General features: G+C 41.1%; 15 protein-coding genes. 5 read left to right on the top strand and 10 right to left on the bottom strand.

The window, feature by feature from the left end:
* Window positions 1-210: 210 nt before the first annotated feature.
* Both BN2425_RS19465 and BN2425_RS19470 read left to right on the top strand, forming a co-directional pair.
* The gene (locus BN2425_RS19465) at window positions 211-936 is read left to right on the top strand and encodes an ABC transporter ATP-binding protein (RefSeq protein ID WP_042463002.1); all 726 of its coding nucleotides are present in this window, start codon (window positions 211-213) and stop codon (window positions 934-936) included.
* Entirely contained in the window at window positions 933-1,991 is a 1,059-nt protein-coding gene (locus BN2425_RS19470) for an ABC transporter permease (RefSeq protein WP_042463003.1), read from the top strand. Before BN2425_RS19465 ends, BN2425_RS19470 begins: the two co-directional genes overlap by 4 nt.
* A gap of 52 nt (window positions 1,992-2,043) precedes the next feature.
* On the opposite strand, the gene BN2425_RS19475 is transcribed toward BN2425_RS19470, so the two are convergent.
* Together BN2425_RS19475 and BN2425_RS19480 are read right to left on the bottom strand one after the other, a co-directional pair.
* On the bottom strand, window positions 2,044-2,934 hold the full coding sequence (locus tag BN2425_RS19475) for an alkaline phosphatase family protein (protein WP_235714695.1): 891 nt from the start codon (window positions 2,932-2,934) through the stop codon (window positions 2,044-2,046).
* 449 nt (window positions 2,935-3,383) lie between these two features.
* Window positions 3,384-3,608, bottom strand: a complete 225-nt coding sequence (locus tag BN2425_RS19480; protein ID WP_042463007.1) for a hypothetical protein — start codon at window positions 3,606-3,608, stop codon at window positions 3,384-3,386.
* Window positions 3,609-3,777: 169 nt separating this feature from the next.
* Between BN2425_RS19480 and BN2425_RS19485 the strand changes: the two genes are divergently transcribed.
* The 3 genes from BN2425_RS19485 (at window position 3,778) to bacA (ending at window position 6,323) form a co-directional block, all read left to right on the top strand.
* The gene (locus BN2425_RS19485; protein ID WP_235714696.1) at window positions 3,778-4,593 is read left to right on the top strand and encodes a hypothetical protein; all 816 of its coding nucleotides are present in this window, start codon (window positions 3,778-3,780) and stop codon (window positions 4,591-4,593) included.
* Window positions 4,594-4,606: 13 nt separating this feature from the next.
* On the top strand, window positions 4,607-5,347 hold the full coding sequence (locus BN2425_RS19490) for a metallophosphoesterase family protein (protein ID WP_042463012.1): 741 nt from the start codon (window positions 4,607-4,609) through the stop codon (window positions 5,345-5,347).
* 178 nt (window positions 5,348-5,525) lie between these two features.
* Window positions 5,526-6,323 (top strand): undecaprenyl-diphosphate phosphatase, encoded by a 798-nt coding sequence (bacA, locus tag BN2425_RS19495; RefSeq protein ID WP_042463016.1) that lies wholly within the window; start codon window positions 5,526-5,528, stop codon window positions 6,321-6,323.
* A gap of 43 nt (window positions 6,324-6,366) precedes the next feature.
* On the opposite strand, the gene BN2425_RS19500 is transcribed toward bacA, so the two are convergent.
* The 8 genes from BN2425_RS19500 to prfB form a co-directional block, all read right to left on the bottom strand.
* Window positions 6,367-7,560, bottom strand: coding sequence for a PDZ domain-containing protein (locus BN2425_RS19500; RefSeq protein WP_042463018.1), 1,194 nt, complete (start codon window positions 7,558-7,560; stop codon window positions 6,367-6,369).
* 177 nt (window positions 7,561-7,737) lie between these two features.
* Window positions 7,738-9,192 (bottom strand): S41 family peptidase, encoded by a 1,455-nt coding sequence (locus tag BN2425_RS19505; protein WP_042463020.1) that lies wholly within the window; start codon window positions 9,190-9,192, stop codon window positions 7,738-7,740.
* A 235-nt stretch (window positions 9,193-9,427) separates the two neighbouring features.
* Window positions 9,428-10,708 carry a murein hydrolase activator EnvC family protein gene (locus BN2425_RS19510; protein WP_042463023.1) on the bottom strand — a complete coding sequence of 427 codons (1,281 nt, stop codon included), beginning with the start codon at window positions 10,706-10,708 and terminating at the stop codon, window positions 9,428-9,430.
* A gap of 114 nt (window positions 10,709-10,822) precedes the next feature.
* Window positions 10,823-11,716 carry a permease-like cell division protein FtsX gene (gene ftsX / locus BN2425_RS19515; protein ID WP_042463025.1) on the bottom strand — a complete coding sequence of 298 codons (894 nt, stop codon included), beginning with the start codon at window positions 11,714-11,716 and terminating at the stop codon, window positions 10,823-10,825.
* Entirely contained in the window at window positions 11,706-12,392 is a 687-nt protein-coding gene (ftsE, locus tag BN2425_RS19520) for a cell division ATP-binding protein FtsE (protein ID WP_042463028.1), read from the bottom strand. The genes ftsX and ftsE overlap by 11 nt, the downstream gene beginning before the upstream one ends.
* Before the next feature lie 433 nt (window positions 12,393-12,825).
* A complete protein-coding gene (gene cccB / locus BN2425_RS19525) occupies window positions 12,826-13,140 on the bottom strand; it encodes a cytochrome c551 (protein WP_042463030.1) in 315 nt (104 codons plus the stop codon).
* Window positions 13,141-13,191: 51 nt separating this feature from the next.
* Entirely contained in the window at window positions 13,192-14,019 is an 828-nt protein-coding gene (locus BN2425_RS19530; protein WP_406603209.1) for a YitT family protein, read from the bottom strand.
* 279 nt (window positions 14,020-14,298) lie between these two features.
* Window positions 14,299-15,400, bottom strand: a protein-coding gene (prfB, locus tag BN2425_RS19535; protein WP_154663564.1) for a peptide chain release factor 2 whose coding sequence is annotated in 2 segments (ribosomal slippage) — window positions 14,299-15,327 and window positions 15,329-15,400 — 1,101 coding nt in all. Because the reading frame shifts where the segments join, the coding sequence is not laid out codon by codon here.
* Between the last annotated feature and the right edge of the window lie 32 nt (window positions 15,401-15,432).

A 15,432-nucleotide genomic window follows, 5' to 3' on the forward strand; every position in this document is an offset into this window, starting at 1 on the left:
TGATCAGCCACTGTTTTTAAATTCCTATTAAATTGATAGGATTACTTTTTATTTATAATAATATGGTTTATCTGAAAAATCAATCTCTTTTTTAAAAAATTTTAGGCTCTTTTTAGAAAGTTAATCAACACAATGTCTCTTTTTGATGATTGTTTATTTCCAATAAAGCAGTAAAATAAAAGCATAACAACCATGAAGAGGTGATTGGTGATGGATCCAGCCATTCGGGTCGAACAAGTCAGTAAAAGCTTTAACAAGAAGCCTGTATTAAGGGATATCGATTTAACGATTGAAACAGGCCAATTATATGGGCTGATTGGGCCATCCGGTGCAGGAAAAACGACGCTGGTCAAAATGATTGTTGGCATGGAGAAAACCGATGGCGGCACAGTAATGGTCTTGGATGAGAAAATGCCCAATTTAGCGATGCTGCAAAACATTGGCTACATGGCACAGTCCGATGCTTTATATACAGAATTAACAGGTGAGGAAAATCTTAAATTTTTCGCCTCCCTTTATAAGTTAAAAAAGGATGTACAAAAACAGCGAATTGCTTACGCGGCTAGCTTGGTCAATTTGACCGGAGATTTAAAAAAACGGGTGGCCGCTTACTCTGGGGGAATGAAGCGACGGCTATCATTGGCAATTGCCCTCATACAGGACCCCAAGATTTTAATATTAGATGAACCGACCGTAGGAATTGACCCAGAGTTAAAATTGTCGATCTGGAATGAACTGTTGCGATTGAAAAACGAGGACGGTAAGACCATCATTGTTACAACTCACGTGATGGACGAAGCGGAGAGATGCGACTTTGTCGCCATGGTGCGCGATGGACGAATCATTACCAGTGGCTCGCCTCAGGAGCTAAAGGCAATGTACGGGGTAGAGCGGTTCGATGAGGTATTTTTGCAGGCGGGAGGGAAACAATCATGAGAGTTTGGGCGCTGATTAAGAGAATCTTCCGGCAAATGCTGCGCGATAAACGGACATTGGCATTAATGTTTGTTGCTCCTCTATTGATTTTGACCCTGATGTATTTCTTATTTAATGGAAATACCATTGACCCCAAATTAGGTGTAGTGGGAATGGATAAAAGTCTGATTAAGGCACTTCAAAAAGCTGACATTGTGGTTAAACAATATGACACGGCATCAGTCGATACGATTACTGAGGATAATCTGGATGGACTGATGCGGGAGAATAATGGAGACTTGTCATTAATCCTCCAGAATGATGACCCGACTGTGGCTAGGGCGCTGCAATTGAAGGTAAACCAAACAGCAGCGGCTGTCTTCCAGGTTAAATTAATCAAGCAAAACCCTGCACTTGCAGGGAACATGACACAAAAAAGTATGGACACGACCTATGTTTACGGAAATAAAGATACTGTCTTTTTTGATGTGTTAAGTCCGATTTTGGTTGGGTTCTTCGTGTTTTTCTTCGTGTTTATCATATCTGGGATTGGGCTGTTGCGCGAACGGACAACAGGCACTCTGGAACGGCTGATGTCGACACCGATTCGTAGAACAGAAGTGGTTTTTGCTTATTTGGCTGGCTACGGAATCTTTGCAGTCATTCAAACGATTATTGTGGTACTGTATTCCATTCATGTTTTAGATATTGTGCTCGTAGGATCGATATTCCATGTCATTTTGATTAATTTGTTATTGGCTCTAGTGGCACTTTCTTTAGGTACCTTGTTATCATCGTTTGCGGCTTCGGAATTTCAAATGCTACAGTTTATTCCGATTGCCGTCGTTCCGCAAGTATTCTTTGCTGGAATTTTCCCGCTCGAAGGGATGGCAGATTGGCTTCAGGCGATTGCGAAAGTGTTTCCGATGTACTACGCAGGTGATGCACTAAAGGCTGTCATGTATAAGGGAGCCAGTTTAGGAGATATTACCGGAGATCTGCTTGCCCTTGTCGTTTTCGCAGCGTTGTTTATCACATTAAATATTTTTGCTCTGAAGAAGTATCGAACTTTATAGTGTCACAAAAGGTGAAACGTCTGGGGGGGAATAGTAGACAATTCCTCCCCAATCATGATGATTTCCATATGCTTGTTATTGGTTCAACTGATTCACTTTTCCCCGCATGGTTTAATCCATACAGTTCCTCAAGCGTCCTTAAAAGGTTAAAGTGGTTTAACTTTTCGTTATATTCGCCGGTATTCACCATAGGACCAACAAGGAAAGTTGGGATTTTGTTATTATGCTCATCATCATCCTCATCCCAAGTAACAATTAATAAACTGTTATTCTCTTTTGCCCATTGAACGTAGGGATCAAGATGTTGCTCTAGCCATTGATCCGCTTTTTTGATAGATCCATCATGCATGTCATTTTGTACGTTAGGGATAACAAAAGAAACGGTTGGCAGTTGGGAATAATCTGTCGGAAAGTTTTTTAGCGGCTGATTGGCGTCTTTGGGGACATTTGTAAAATTTGTCCAAGGAGCATGTTTACGTGCATAATTTTCATGATAAGGCCCGTCAAACCCAACTTTTGGAAGATCCTCAGAATACCCAGCAAAGGTTAGATTTTTTTCAATCAATTCACTAGCTAAATTTTCCTCTAAAAATTTTCCTTTTGGAACTTCATCATCCGTCACATTTTGGTTTGATCCCGAGAACAAGTCCAAATAATTCGGCTGGCTTGGATGTTCAATGGCATGGTAATTGGTTAAATTTGCACCCTGGGACATTAGGAAATTCATATAGGGAGCTGAGGAGTTTCCGATGATTTGTTCCTGACCATGATTTTCCTCTACGACAATGACAATGTGGTCAACTTTTGGTAACTTCCCTTCAAATGGCACCTTGGGATTAGAGGTATTTTCTATTTTTTTTGGGGGAGTCGGCTGCGACGGTGAACAAGCATTAAGAGCCACGAGTACAAAACAAGCGAGAGAAAGTCTCCTCCAATTCAGCAAAATGAACATCTCCTCATAATTTTTTTAAAATGGCTGTTAAAAGTCGATTTTGACTTTTGTAAACCAGTCGATTGGAGCGGAAGGCGCTCGACTCCTCGAAAACACTATCGCATTTCTTCGTGCGTGTGCGGATTCAAGGATGAATTTCTGTGTCCTGCGGGAGTAACGGGGCTGGGGAGCCTCCTCGCACGCCCGCGGGTTCGCTGAGCGGCTGGAGCGGAAATCAACAGCCTAATTGAACAGAGCCTTAAAATAAAGAATTTCACTTCAGGACAAAGCTTTACACATTACTTACTATTCAATTGAAGTTCCTTCTTTTTTATTATTAGTGGTAATTTTTGGTTTGTCCATCTTAAAACACTTCTTACCAGAAACTTTCTTAACTTCACAACTAAAAAACAGCGGCTTTCCCCATTGGAAGCCGCTTTTAACCTGTAATGTTATTTAGTTCAGCCTATGTTTTGCCGGCGCTTTTGTCTATTTCTTTGTAGTTCACTTTGTTTCCATATGTATTTTTGCATATATTGTCTAAGCACATCTTTCATGCATTTCCCATTTTTCTCCACAGCATCCCGAAACTCATCTCTTATATGTTCTGGAATTTCAATGCTTAAACGTACAGTTTTTAAATCTCCTTTCTTCTCTTTATTTTCCTTATTCCATCCTTGGTCCATCATTATACCCCCTGTTCAGTTCTTGAAATATACCCCTTATTCAAATTAGTCCTAACAGAGAAAATATTTATAATAGTTACAATAGAGTAATAATAACAGTAGAAAACGGATTCAGGCTTCTATTGTTTATCGTCAAATTTCGACAAATTGTGCATAAAGCCCGAACTTAATGATACAAAGTTTAAGTTTTAAATTAAACTATGCTAAAATCTGGAATCATAAAACTAAATCAACTCTTGTATTGGGGGACAGTATGGGAATTGTTACTGAAGCAAGATTCCACTTATATAAAGACAAGATATTTTCTCTACCATTGCCTTTAACTGATGAGGACCTTCTAAATTCAAACTTTTTATTGCAAAAGGATGAAAAGAAAAAACTCGAAGTTTATTACACTCCCTTTGATTACATAAATGAAAAAGCCATCGTGGTCATTTTAGGTATTACTCCCGGACTCAATCAGATGAAAAAGGCTTTTACAGCAGCCATTGAAAATAAACATTTAAGCGATGAGGAAGTCCTTCATCAGGTAAAAAAGAGCGCAAGCTTTGAGGGAACGATGAGGCAAAATCTGATCACAATGCTAGATGAACTTGAACTTCCGAGGTATTTGGGTATTGCGTCTACAAGTGAGCTTTTTGATGCAGCCAGTCACCTTGTGTATAATACCTCTCTCCTTCCATATGCTGTATTCTTTAATCATCAAAATTTCAACGGATCCCGGCCTAATATTTTAAAAACTGAAATGCTATATTCGTATGTAAAAACATACTTTTTGAATGATATCTCAAGACTTGAAAATCCTTTGATTATACCTTTGGGAGTCAATGTAAGCAAGGTTCTGGATTATTCTTATAAAAATAACCCCATACTGAAAGGATTCCCTCATCCTTCTGGGAGCAATGGTCATCGGCACAGACAATTTCGGGAAAATAAAAAGGAATTGAAGCGACAAATAGAGAACTATTTTTTACATAAACGATAGGAGTTTAGTAAATATGGAAAAAATCGCAGTTATTTCGGACATTCATGGTAATATCCCTGCACTGGAATCCGTGCTAAGGGATATAGAATCCAGAAACATTGAGAGGATTATTTGCCTAGGTGATTTAGTGGGAAAAGGCCCGCAATCAAGCATAGCCATACAAATGATTGAAAAGCATTGTGATAGGGTGGTTAAAGGCAACTGGGATGATTTTTTTCCTAAGCCACAAGAATCTTCCACCATAAAGTGGCACCAAAACCAAATTACGAAGGACCAAATGGATTATTTAAAAGATTTGCCATTCTCAATCGAGTTTATGTTGAGCGGAAAACTAGTCAGAATGTTTCATGCTTCACCAAGAAGTGTATATGAAAGAATACAGCCTTGGGATTCTATTGACCGGCGCTTAAGCATGTTTGAGAATACAAATTTCACAGAAAATATAGCTGGCGAACGTGAGCCTGATGTCGTTTGTTATGGAGATATTCATAATGCCTATCTGCAAAACATGAAAGGGAAAACCTTATGTAATGTAGGCAGCGTAGGAAATCCTCTCGATCTCACACAAGCTTCCTATGTCATTCTTGAAGGAGCATATAACCAACTTGAAAATGGGGTTATCTCGATACAACTTGTCCGCGTACCGTATGATATTGATTTATCCATTAAGCTGGCAAGAGATGTGAATATGCCTGAACTTGAGGAATATATACTAGAATTGACAAAGGCACAATATCGAGGGTTAAAAAAGTAATAGGATAGTGATTTTCTGGGTATTTACAAGGGCAATTTACACTAGCAAGCAAACATATTATCAGGCGATAATTGTTACAATTCCCTTTCCTCGTTACTTATACGTCTTTTTATGTTACTATCTTAAGGGTAGCTAAATTACTTATGAGAAAAATAGTAACAACGGAGGAAAGGAATAAATGTCCGAAAATATCATTGCTTTAATATTAGGAATCGTAGAAGGTTTAACAGAATTCTTGCCTGTATCGTCTACTGGCCACTTGATATTAGTGGGTAGCTTGTTAGGATTTCATGGTCAAAAGGCTAACACCTTCGAAGTTATCATCCAATTAGGGTCCATGCTGGCCATCTTAGTACTATTTTGGAAAAGATACCTTTCTCTTTTAAATTTTAGTACGATAGGTAAACCTGAAAAAAGACTAGATGTGATCCATATTATACTAGGGGTGTTACCTGCTGCTATAGTAGGGTTAGTGCTGCATGACTTTATTAAAACACAACTATTCTCACCAAAGGTAGTCGTAGTCAGTCTAGTAGCAGGAGCCATTTTAATGATTGTTGCGGAAAAACTACATCCAAAATTCTCTGCTGGAACCGTAGATGAATTAAGTTACAAGCAAGCACTAACAATCGGCCTATTTCAATGTTTGGCCGTTATTCCTGGGTTTTCTCGTGCGGGATCCACGATTTCTGGAGGGTTAATAGCTGGGGCAAATCATAAGACCGCGGCTGAGTTCTCCTTTTTGGTTGCACTTCCGATTATGGTCGGGGCAACTGGTTTAGACTTTATAAAGAGTCTGGATTTCTTACATTCAAGCGATATTCCAATGTTTTCCATCGGGTTCGTGACTGCATTTGTTGTCGCTATGTTAGTAGCAGTTGGCTTTCTTAAATTAATTGAAAAAATTGGCCTGAACCTTTTTGCTGGATACAGAATTGTACTAGCGATTTTATTTACAGTCTTTGTTATTCTATAAAAGGAAGCTCGACGATACGTCGAGCTTCCTTTTTTCTACTTATTTATCCTGTCTTCTTGTCATACTTTTGGCCTTCCTGTACAAAAAGGATGCCTAATTCATGATGATCTCCTTCGAATAGGGCACGTTGGACAAAGCGGATTTCTCCGTTAGTATCAAGAACTTCTAACTTGCAGTGAGCCCGATTTTTTTGTAAAGCTTCATAAAACAATGATTCATCACGGACCAAAACGCCATTGGCCTTTGTAATAATTTCCCCGACTTGAAGCCCCATCTTACTGGCCGGTGATTCGGGAATGACCCCTATAATCATCAAGCCTTGATTTTTTCTTGAAAAATAAACCGGTTTACCTTCGTCTTTAAGCAGCCCAAATAAAGAAATCAATTCACGGCCAATAACGGCAAGCGCAGCAACGATAATCGACAGCAGCGGATACCAATAACCAACACTAGCGAGTACAGTAATGAGCCCCCCTAGCCCGATAACCTGCCGGCCTAAAAGCTTAACGGCTACACTTGGAAGCATACCCTTTATTTGCTGATAGGAGCCAATCGCAAACGGAACAAAAATGAGGGAGTATTCTTTCGCTCCAAGATGAAATACCGGCCACCAGTCAAATGGTAGATGAAGTGCATTCCCGGGAACAAGCAAAAACAGCGGCACCATCCAAACTCGTTTGACTTCATGCATCCCAATGGTTTGACCCCGTTTACTTTTGGCCAGTTTAGGAGATGTCCCTTTAGGTCCATTTTTAGCAATTAAAATCCCTTCCGCTATTAAAAGCAAGCCCAGTACCACCACAATGGAGGGATAGACTTTGTCGCCAATCGATTGGAAGGCTTCTGAAAAAAGCGGAATCTTCCAGCCATTTTCAGCGATCACAATTATGGCAAAAAACGCTGCACTAACGGTATATGCTGGAGATACCCAGCGTACATTTGTGGTAAGTGACCATACAAAGGTAAACACCGCAATTAACACAAGCGCGGCGAAAGGAATCGCTATTCCCGCAGCGATTGTGATCACCGATAATACCAATCCGATCAATATCCCCTTTGGAAACAGCTGCCTTAACTCAAAATACGCATCTTCTGCACGGATATGGAAATTCTTCCTTTCGCGTTTGACCCTCCTAACGCCTAAAATGCCGGCCAGGAAAACGAGATAGTAAAAAACAGGTTGAAGAAATAACTTGCCTGTCCCTTTCAGAAACTCCACAAGCCATATTTGTACCACTTCCTGTCACCTGCCTCTATAAATATTTCTAAATCTTAATTAAAAAGTCTCTTAAAGTTTATTTTACCAAATAGTAGGTATAAAAAATATTGGTAGATTCGAGAAAAACTAAAATTATCACAAAAATCTCGAAAAAAAAGCAGTAAACCCTTTGTTCAGTGGGTTTACTGCTTAAATTTATTTCAAAACCAGTCTTAGTGCTGTCTGCAGTTGAAGGTCATTTTTCTCTTTTCTCATTTCTTGAATAGCAGCTTCTTCTAATTTAGAAGCAGTCTTGGCATCAATTTTCCCAGTAACGGGCAAGCCATTTTCCTGCTGAAAGCCTTTTACAGCAATTGTGGTTTGCTTATTAAAATACCCATCCTTCCGTCCTGGCGCATAGCCTAACCCGGAAAGAATTTCCTGAGCATTTTGCACCTGCTCATTGTTCATGTCCTCCACGAGCGGCTCTTCCACTTGTACTGGATGTGTCGCAAATATGGCTGGCTGCGCAACCGGCACATCAGGTTTGATCCCTTTTTTATGAATCCAATTGCCATCTGGCGTCAGCCACTTAAATAAGGTGAGCTTGATATTGCTGCCGTCGCCCATCGGCACTGCCTGCTGGACAGTCCCCTTACCAAATGTCTTTTCACCAATCAACTGATAATTTGCCCCTTCCTTTAAAGCACCTGCTAAAATTTCAGAGGCGGAGGCACTTCCTTTATTCACCAGCACCACAACTGGGTAGTCTTTCTTCTTGGTCATTGATGAAAAATAACGCTGTTTTTCTCCATTACGTTGTTGAATTTGTACATATGGCTTATCTTTCGGGACAAACTCTTTCACTATTTCCTCGACGCTCGATAACAGTCCTCCCGGATTACCGCGTACGTCGATTACAAGCCCTTTGATATCGTCCTTCTCTAACCCTTCTAATTGCTTTTTGAAATCTTGTGCAGTGTTCTCTGAAAAGGAGGTAATTTCAATGTAGCCCACTTTTTTCCCGTCCTGCTTTTTGACGTCGGAATGGACTGTCTCAAGTGGAATCTCATCGCGCTTCACTTTTATTGTGAGAGGTTTTTTCAATCCTTCGCGGGCAATTTCTAACGTAACAAATGTGCCCCTTTTGCCGCGAATTTGTAACGTCGCTTCCTGAAGGTTCAGGCCCTCAACACTTTTTCCATCTACTTTTATGATTTGGTCATTAGGCTTGATGCCTGCTTTTTCTGCAGGGGAATTTTTGAAAGGCGAGATAATCACGATTTTTCCATCAACGTTACCGACTTCAGCACCGATTCCTTCAAACGAAGATTCTAGGGTTTGGGTAAATTGCTGTGCCGTTTCTTTGTCCATATAGACAGAATAGGGATCCTCCAAAACGGAGAGCATCCCGGAAATCGCACCCTCCACCAGTTTGTTTCCGTCAACTTTTTCAACATAACGGCTTAAAATCAATTCATAGGCCTGCTCAACCTTTTCTAAATCAGTAGTTTGTCCATTAGTCGTAACCGATACATTCTTTGGAGTGACAGCCTGCTCCATTTGCGAGGTTTCATCCTGCTTATCTATTAGCTTCAACCCTGCAAAAGCGCCCCCTGCCCCTGTCAGCAGGGAACCTGTCATTAGTAAGGCAACCCATTTCCGATTCATCCAAAACCTCCTCCATAACAGCTAGTTAATATAAAAAAAGAAAATTGCCAATCAGCAGCAGCTTGAAACCTACACATGATTTCCCAGGGAAAATGAATCTGCTAAAGTCTGTAATTTTCTCTTTATAAGGGCAGCAAATCCGGCCCGATTATTAACATATATGTTAGGAGTGGACGAGTTATGAATATATCAAGATGCAAAAAAATGGATGAAGCTGTGCTTCATCCATTTCAATTTATAGAGGAACAATCCCCATAGGATTAATGGCTGTATGGAAAGCCCATTTTCCGCGGTATAGTTCAAAGTGTAGATGCTGTCCTCTGGAATCACCGGTATTTCCCATAATTCCAATTTGCTGACCTTTTTTAACAACTGTTCCCTCTGGAACTCCTGCTGACCGCATATGCGCGTAAACAGTTGTGTACATTTGCCCATTGATGTTATGCAGAATGTAAACTACGTTCCCATAGCTGGAAGAATAATGTGATACATAAACAACTCCATCTGCTGCCGCTACAACTGGAACTGTACCGGCTTGCGCGATGTCAACACCCCAGTGCATCGTTCCGCCGCGGACACCATATGTGGAAGTGATACTGCCCGCTGCCGGCCTTGTAAAGCTGCCGCTGGAAACAGCCGGAGCCGGTGCTGCACTCACACTGCTGCCGCCGCTAGATGCTGCTGCTGCTTTAGCTGCTGCTGCTGCCTCCGCTGCTGCTTTAGCTGCTGCCGCCTGGCGTTCCTGCTCTAATTGAATGGCCTTTTGAATGGCATTTTCCTGAGCCGCAAGAATTTGCTCCTGTTCCTGCAGGTCCATCATGTATTCCTTAACTTCTCCCTCCTGCTGGGCAAGCTGAGCTAAAAGCTTGTCCTTTTCCGCGCGTTGGGCACTTAACTGTTGATTCATTTTTTGTAAATCAGCTACCATTTTTTCAATATTAGCAAGGTCTTTTTCAACCTGATTTTCTTTGTCTTGCAATGCCTGTTTATCCGTTTCCTGTTGTTTTAATATCTCTTGGTCAGCCTGCATAATCGTGGCTACCGCATTGGCCCGGTCGACAAAATCACTGAAACTTGTTGCTCCCATAAGAACATCCAGGTAATTGACCACTCCGCCCGTCTCCTGGTAGCTGCGGATACGGTCTTTTAATAATAAATTGCGTTTTTCAATACGGTCGGCAATGACCTTTATTTCGTCCTGGAGCTTAGCAATTTCAGCTTTTGTTTCGTTTAATTTTGCAGTTTTCGCTTCAATTTCCTTGGTCGTGGTTGCTATCGCCAAATCAATCTGCTGCATCTCGCTCTTGGCATTTGCCTGCTGATTCTGCAACTCATTGATTTGTCCTTGAGCATCATTGATATTCGAATTGACACCCGAACGCTGCTCTTGGATGTTGCTTTGTTTTTCCTTCAAACTAGGAACCGATTCTGCATTTGTTTTTAAAGGATGTCCTCCCAAAATAGTCCCCATCCCAACAGCAGCGGCGATGGTGAGCATTTTTACTGATTGTCGCATTCGATTTCTCCCTTCCCATTTCTCTCTATCTGAACAGTAAGTCATGTTTATCTGTTGCAAATGCTTAAGACAGCGAAAACAGAAAGGCGAGTAAAACACCTTTCTGGCTTTTAATTACACTTTTAAAAATTTACGTACCGACATAACACTGCCCCATACCCCTATTAAGGCTCCCATTAGCAAGAGAATTCCAGATACCTGATACATAAATGGGTCAAATGGCAGTACTCTGATAAAGGTTCCCTGAAGTTTTGGACCAATATAGTCATACGCGCGGTAATAAGCGATAGAGAGCAGAATGATTGGCAGTAACGAACCCAGTACCCCCAGCCAGAGTCCTTCTAACAGGAATGGCCAGCGAATAAAGCCGTTGGTGGCCCCTACTAATCTCATAATCTTAATTTCTCGGCGTCTAGCAATAATTGTAATTTTAATGGTATTGGAGATTAAGAAAATAGCTGTAAAGAACAGGCCGACAATTAACACAATCCCCACATTTCTACTTGCTTTGATAAATTTAAATAGCTTTTCAACCTTGCCTTCACCATAGTTAACTTTGGAAACAAAATTAAGCTTTTTTATTTGGTCCGCAGCTTTCATGGTATCGGTCGGATTTTTGGTTTTCACAATAAAAACGTCATTTAACGGATTATCTTGTTCAAATAGTTTAAAGGCTTTACCTTCTTCACCCATACTTTTGACTAAATTATTTAATTCATCTTCTTTTGAAGAAAACTTGACTGAGCCAACCTCAGGCATTTTTTCAATCGTTGCTTTTAATGCATTTTGATCCTGTTCGGTTGCTGCCACATCGATGTGAACGCGGATTTGCACGTCTTCTTCTATGGTCTCTGCCACACGATTAAGGTTCATCATAATGACTACAAAAACACCCACCAAGATCAGGGTGATTGTAACAGCACTGACGGAGGCAAATGTCATCCAGCCATTTCTGCTGATGCTCTTAAAACTTTCGCGGGCGTGACGGCCAAGTGTTCTAACTTTCATAACCGTAGTCACCTCTTTGTTCATCACGGGCAATCTTTCCGCCTTCAATGGCGATGACGCGATGTTTTAATGTATTAACAATTTCTTTGTTGTGGGTTGCCATTACCACAGTGGTCCCACGATTATTAATCTCTTCAAAAATTTTCATAATTTCCCATGACGTGTCCGGGTCCAAGTTACCGGTAGGCTCGTCGGCGATGACAACTTTTGGAGAGTTGACAATCGAACGTGCAATGGAAACACGCTGCTGTTCGCCACCTGAAAGTTCTGTAGGCAGCATTCTTGCTTTGTGCTTTAAGTTAACTAAATCTAGCACTTCCATGACACGTTTTTTTATATATTTTGGTTGTGCTTCAATAACCTCTAAAGCAAAAGCAACATTTTCATAGACTGTAAGAGTCGGAAGCAGTTTAAAGTCTTGGAACACGACACCTAACTGACGCCGAAACTGCGGAACCTTGTTATTCTTAAGCTTTGCGACATTTACCCCATTTAAAGTAATCGTTCCAGTAGTCGGTACTTCCTCGCGGTACATCATTTTAATAAAAGTAGATTTACCGGCGCCACTTGGCCCGACAACATATACAAACTCGCCCTGGTTGATCCGGACCTCAATTCCATTAATGGCCGAAACACCATTAGGATACTTCTTATATACTTCATGCATTTCTATCATTCAGATCACCTATAGTTTCATTTTCGTATAGAAAAAATTCGACAATATTCTCTATCAATTCACATAAAGACCCAAAATACCAAAAAACTTCTCTTAAAAATTGCATATTTTTATTATAACATCATAATTCGCTAAAAAAAGTGGTAATTGTATTACAGTTTCTTTTCAAAGAATAATAATCCCGACGAAAATAACAGCAATACCAATATAAATGTAGATTTCGCGTTCTCTTTGTCGAATTTTATTACTTGTACAACCATATAACTTAGTGCTACACCTGTCAATATTTGTAGAAAGGGAAAATCCCCCACCAAAGTAACGCATTAACGTACCGGGGGCCTGTCCCCCAACTAATTACCGCGTTAGTGTAGGATATTTCATTTAAAATAATAAACGCTCTGTTGTTGGTTACAGAGCGTTTGTGTTGCAAATATTATTTTTTGGCAGCTAGCCATTTCGCTACTTCGTCTGCGTCATCGCCTTCTATGACATTTTTTGGCATGGCGCCTTTACCATTTTTAATGATGTTACGGATTTCATCTTGTGAGTAACGGGAGCCGACTTTGGTTAAGTTAGGTCCCATGCCTCCTTGAAGGTTTCCACCGTGACAGCTTGAGCAATTTTGGTCGAAAATTTCTGCTGCGTCTGAGGCAGTATCTCCGCCGCCTTTATCATCCCCGCCCCCGCAAGCAGCAAGTCCCATCACAAATGCTGAACCGATTAAAATTGTTAACAGTTTTTTCTTCAAGCAAATCCCCCCTTAAGTAATGATTCCCATCATTGTATAAGTATACCAGCATTATGCGCGTTTGAAACCTTCTCCCAGCACCTCAGCGGCATCCATAACTACAACAAAAGCTGATGGATCAATGGTTTTGACCAATTGTTTCAATTTCGTGAACTCCGATTGGTCGACGACACACATCAAGACCGGACGTTCGTGTTCAGTAAAACCACCATATGCAGATAGTTTTGTCACTCCACGGTCAATTTTATGCAATATTCCATAACGCACTTCTTCTTGCTTCTCGGTTATAATCATCGCCATTTTCGATCGTCCAAAGCCAATTTGGATCAAATCGATCGTTTTACTTGTAACATAAAGACCAATTAAAGCATACAAAGCTCTTTCAATATCAAACACAATGGCAGCCGCCAATACAATCAGTCCGTCAATCATGACGACGCATCTTCCTAAGGTAAATCCGGTATATTTGTTGATAATTTGAGCTGCTAAATCTGTGCCGCCAGTGGAAGCATTGCCACGAAAAACAATCCCCAGACCCAACCCGACACCAATCCCTCCAAACAACGAGCCAAGCAAAGCATCATTAGTCCAGGGCTCAACATCTTTAGTTAAAAAGACAACAAAAGGTAAAAAGATGGTCCCGACCAATGTTTTCGCCCCAAATTGCTTGCCTAAGAGAACAACTCCGGCGATAAATAAGGGGATGTTAAACGCCCACTGGACATAGGCTGGTTCCCAGCCTAACACTGATTTCAAAATGGTACTGATGCCGCTGACACCGCCAGAGGCAACCTGGTTTGGAAGCAAGAAAACGTTAAACGAAACGGCAATGATTGCCGCCCCAATAATGACAAATATATAATCCATAGCGACTTGCATTTTTGGATTCGATTCCCGCAAATTCCCCAAAAAATTCATATATGTTTTCTCCTCAATCATTATTAATGATTTTCCGAGAGTGAGTATAACACGGTCGATATTGACTGTAAATGAGACTCCACTGCCGTGGTAAAGGGGTAAAATATCTAGATAGTATTTGCAATGGTTGGGTTTCCATTAGGGTAATTTTGTGCTTTTAGTAACTTTTCTCGACTATGAGCGTCACCGTTATTATCACAAAAAAGCGCCTCAGCAATATATACTGTGGCGCCAAATAAATTATAAAATTCTCGAACGCAAATAGGCATCAATAAATTGATCAATGTCCCCGTCCATTACAGCTTGCACATTACCAGATTCCGAACCTGTTCGATGATCTTTAACCATAGAATAAGGATGGAATACATAGGAACGGATTTGGCTGCCCCAGCCGATTTCCTTTTGTTCCCCGCGAATTTCCGCCAGTGCCTTTTCCTTCTCTTCAATTTCCTTTTGGTAGAGCTTGGATTTCAGCATCTTCATTGCATGCTCACGGTTTTGAATCTGGGATCGTTCGGTTTGACAGGAAACCACAATGCCAGTAGGAATATGGGTAATCCGGACAGCCGACTCCGTTTTGTTGATATGCTGACCGCCGGCACCGCTTGCCCGGTAAGTATCTATCCTTAAGTCTTCAGTGCGGATTTCAATTTCAATCTCGTCGTTGAACTCCGGCATTACATCACAGGAAACGAACGAAGTATGACGTCGTCCTGATGCATCAAACGGGGAAATCCGCACCAAGCGATGAACCCCTTTTTCCGCCTTCAAATAGCCGTATGCGTTATGCCCTTTGATGGCGAGGGTGACGCTTTTGATTCCAGCCTCATCCCCTGGGAGATAATCCAGCGTCTCCACTTTGAAGCCTTTCTTTTCCGCCCAGCGGGTATACATCCGAAGCAGCATCGAACCCCAGTCCTGGGACTCGGTTCCGCCTGCACCTGGGTGAAGTTCCAAAATGGCATTATTTTTATCATACTCCTCACTTAAGAGAAGCTGAAGTTCATATTGATTTAAGCGTTCCGTCAGTTGCCCGAGCTCTTCCTCCATCTCTGCTTGCAGTTCGGCGTCGCTTTCTTCCTTCACTAGTTCATAGGATACTTCCAGGTTTTCATATAGTTCATTAAGTTGATAAAACTCATTTACCTGATCTTTTAATGCATTGGATTCGCTGATCACTTTTTGCGCCTTGTCTTGATCATTCCAAAAATCAGGGTGCAGCATTTCATCTTCTAGTTCGGCCATCCGAGCTTCCTTGTTTTCGAGGTCAAAGAGACCCCCTAAAGTCCGCTAATGTTTTAGCTGTTTTTTCAAGCTCGTTTCGAATCTCTGCTAATTCCATTCTTGTCACCTCTATAAAAAATAAATAACTAC

The sequence above is a fragment of the Neobacillus dielmonensis genome (genome assembly GCF_000612665.1).
Classification (GTDB): Bacteria; Bacillota; Bacilli; order Bacillales; family Cytobacillaceae; genus Neobacillus; species Neobacillus dielmonensis.

What these genes read in the sequence shown, in the direction of transcription:
- BN2425_RS19465 (WP_042463002.1), top strand. Translation starts at nt 211, where the DNA reads ATGGATCCAGCCATTCGGGTCGAACAAGTCAGTAAAAGCTTTAACAAG.
- BN2425_RS19470 (WP_042463003.1), top strand. Translation starts at nt 933, where the DNA reads ATGAGAGTTTGGGCGCTGATTAAGAGAATCTTCCGGCAAATGCTGCGC.
- BN2425_RS19480 (WP_042463007.1), bottom strand. Translation starts at nt 3,608, where the DNA reads ATGGACCAAGGATGGAATAAGGAAAATAAAGAGAAGAAAGGAGATTTA.
- BN2425_RS19485 (WP_235714696.1), top strand. Translation starts at nt 3,778, where the DNA reads ATGATACAAAGTTTAAGTTTTAAATTAAACTATGCTAAAATCTGGAAT.
- BN2425_RS19490 (WP_042463012.1), top strand. Translation starts at nt 4,607, where the DNA reads ATGGAAAAAATCGCAGTTATTTCGGACATTCATGGTAATATCCCTGCA.
- bacA (WP_042463016.1), top strand. Translation starts at nt 5,526, where the DNA reads ATGTCCGAAAATATCATTGCTTTAATATTAGGAATCGTAGAAGGTTTA.
- BN2425_RS19505 (WP_042463020.1), bottom strand. Translation starts at nt 9,192, where the DNA reads ATGAATCGGAAATGGGTTGCCTTACTAATGACAGGTTCCCTGCTGACA.
- BN2425_RS19510 (WP_042463023.1), bottom strand. Translation starts at nt 10,708, where the DNA reads ATGCGACAATCAGTAAAAATGCTCACCATCGCCGCTGCTGTTGGGATG.
- ftsX (WP_042463025.1), bottom strand. Translation starts at nt 11,716, where the DNA reads ATGAAAGTTAGAACACTTGGCCGTCACGCCCGCGAAAGTTTTAAGAGC.
- ftsE (WP_042463028.1), bottom strand. Translation starts at nt 12,392, where the DNA reads ATGATAGAAATGCATGAAGTATATAAGAAGTATCCTAATGGTGTTTCG.
- BN2425_RS19530 (WP_406603209.1), bottom strand. Translation starts at nt 14,019, where the DNA reads ATGCAAGTCGCTATGGATTATATATTTGTCATTATTGGGGCGGCAATC.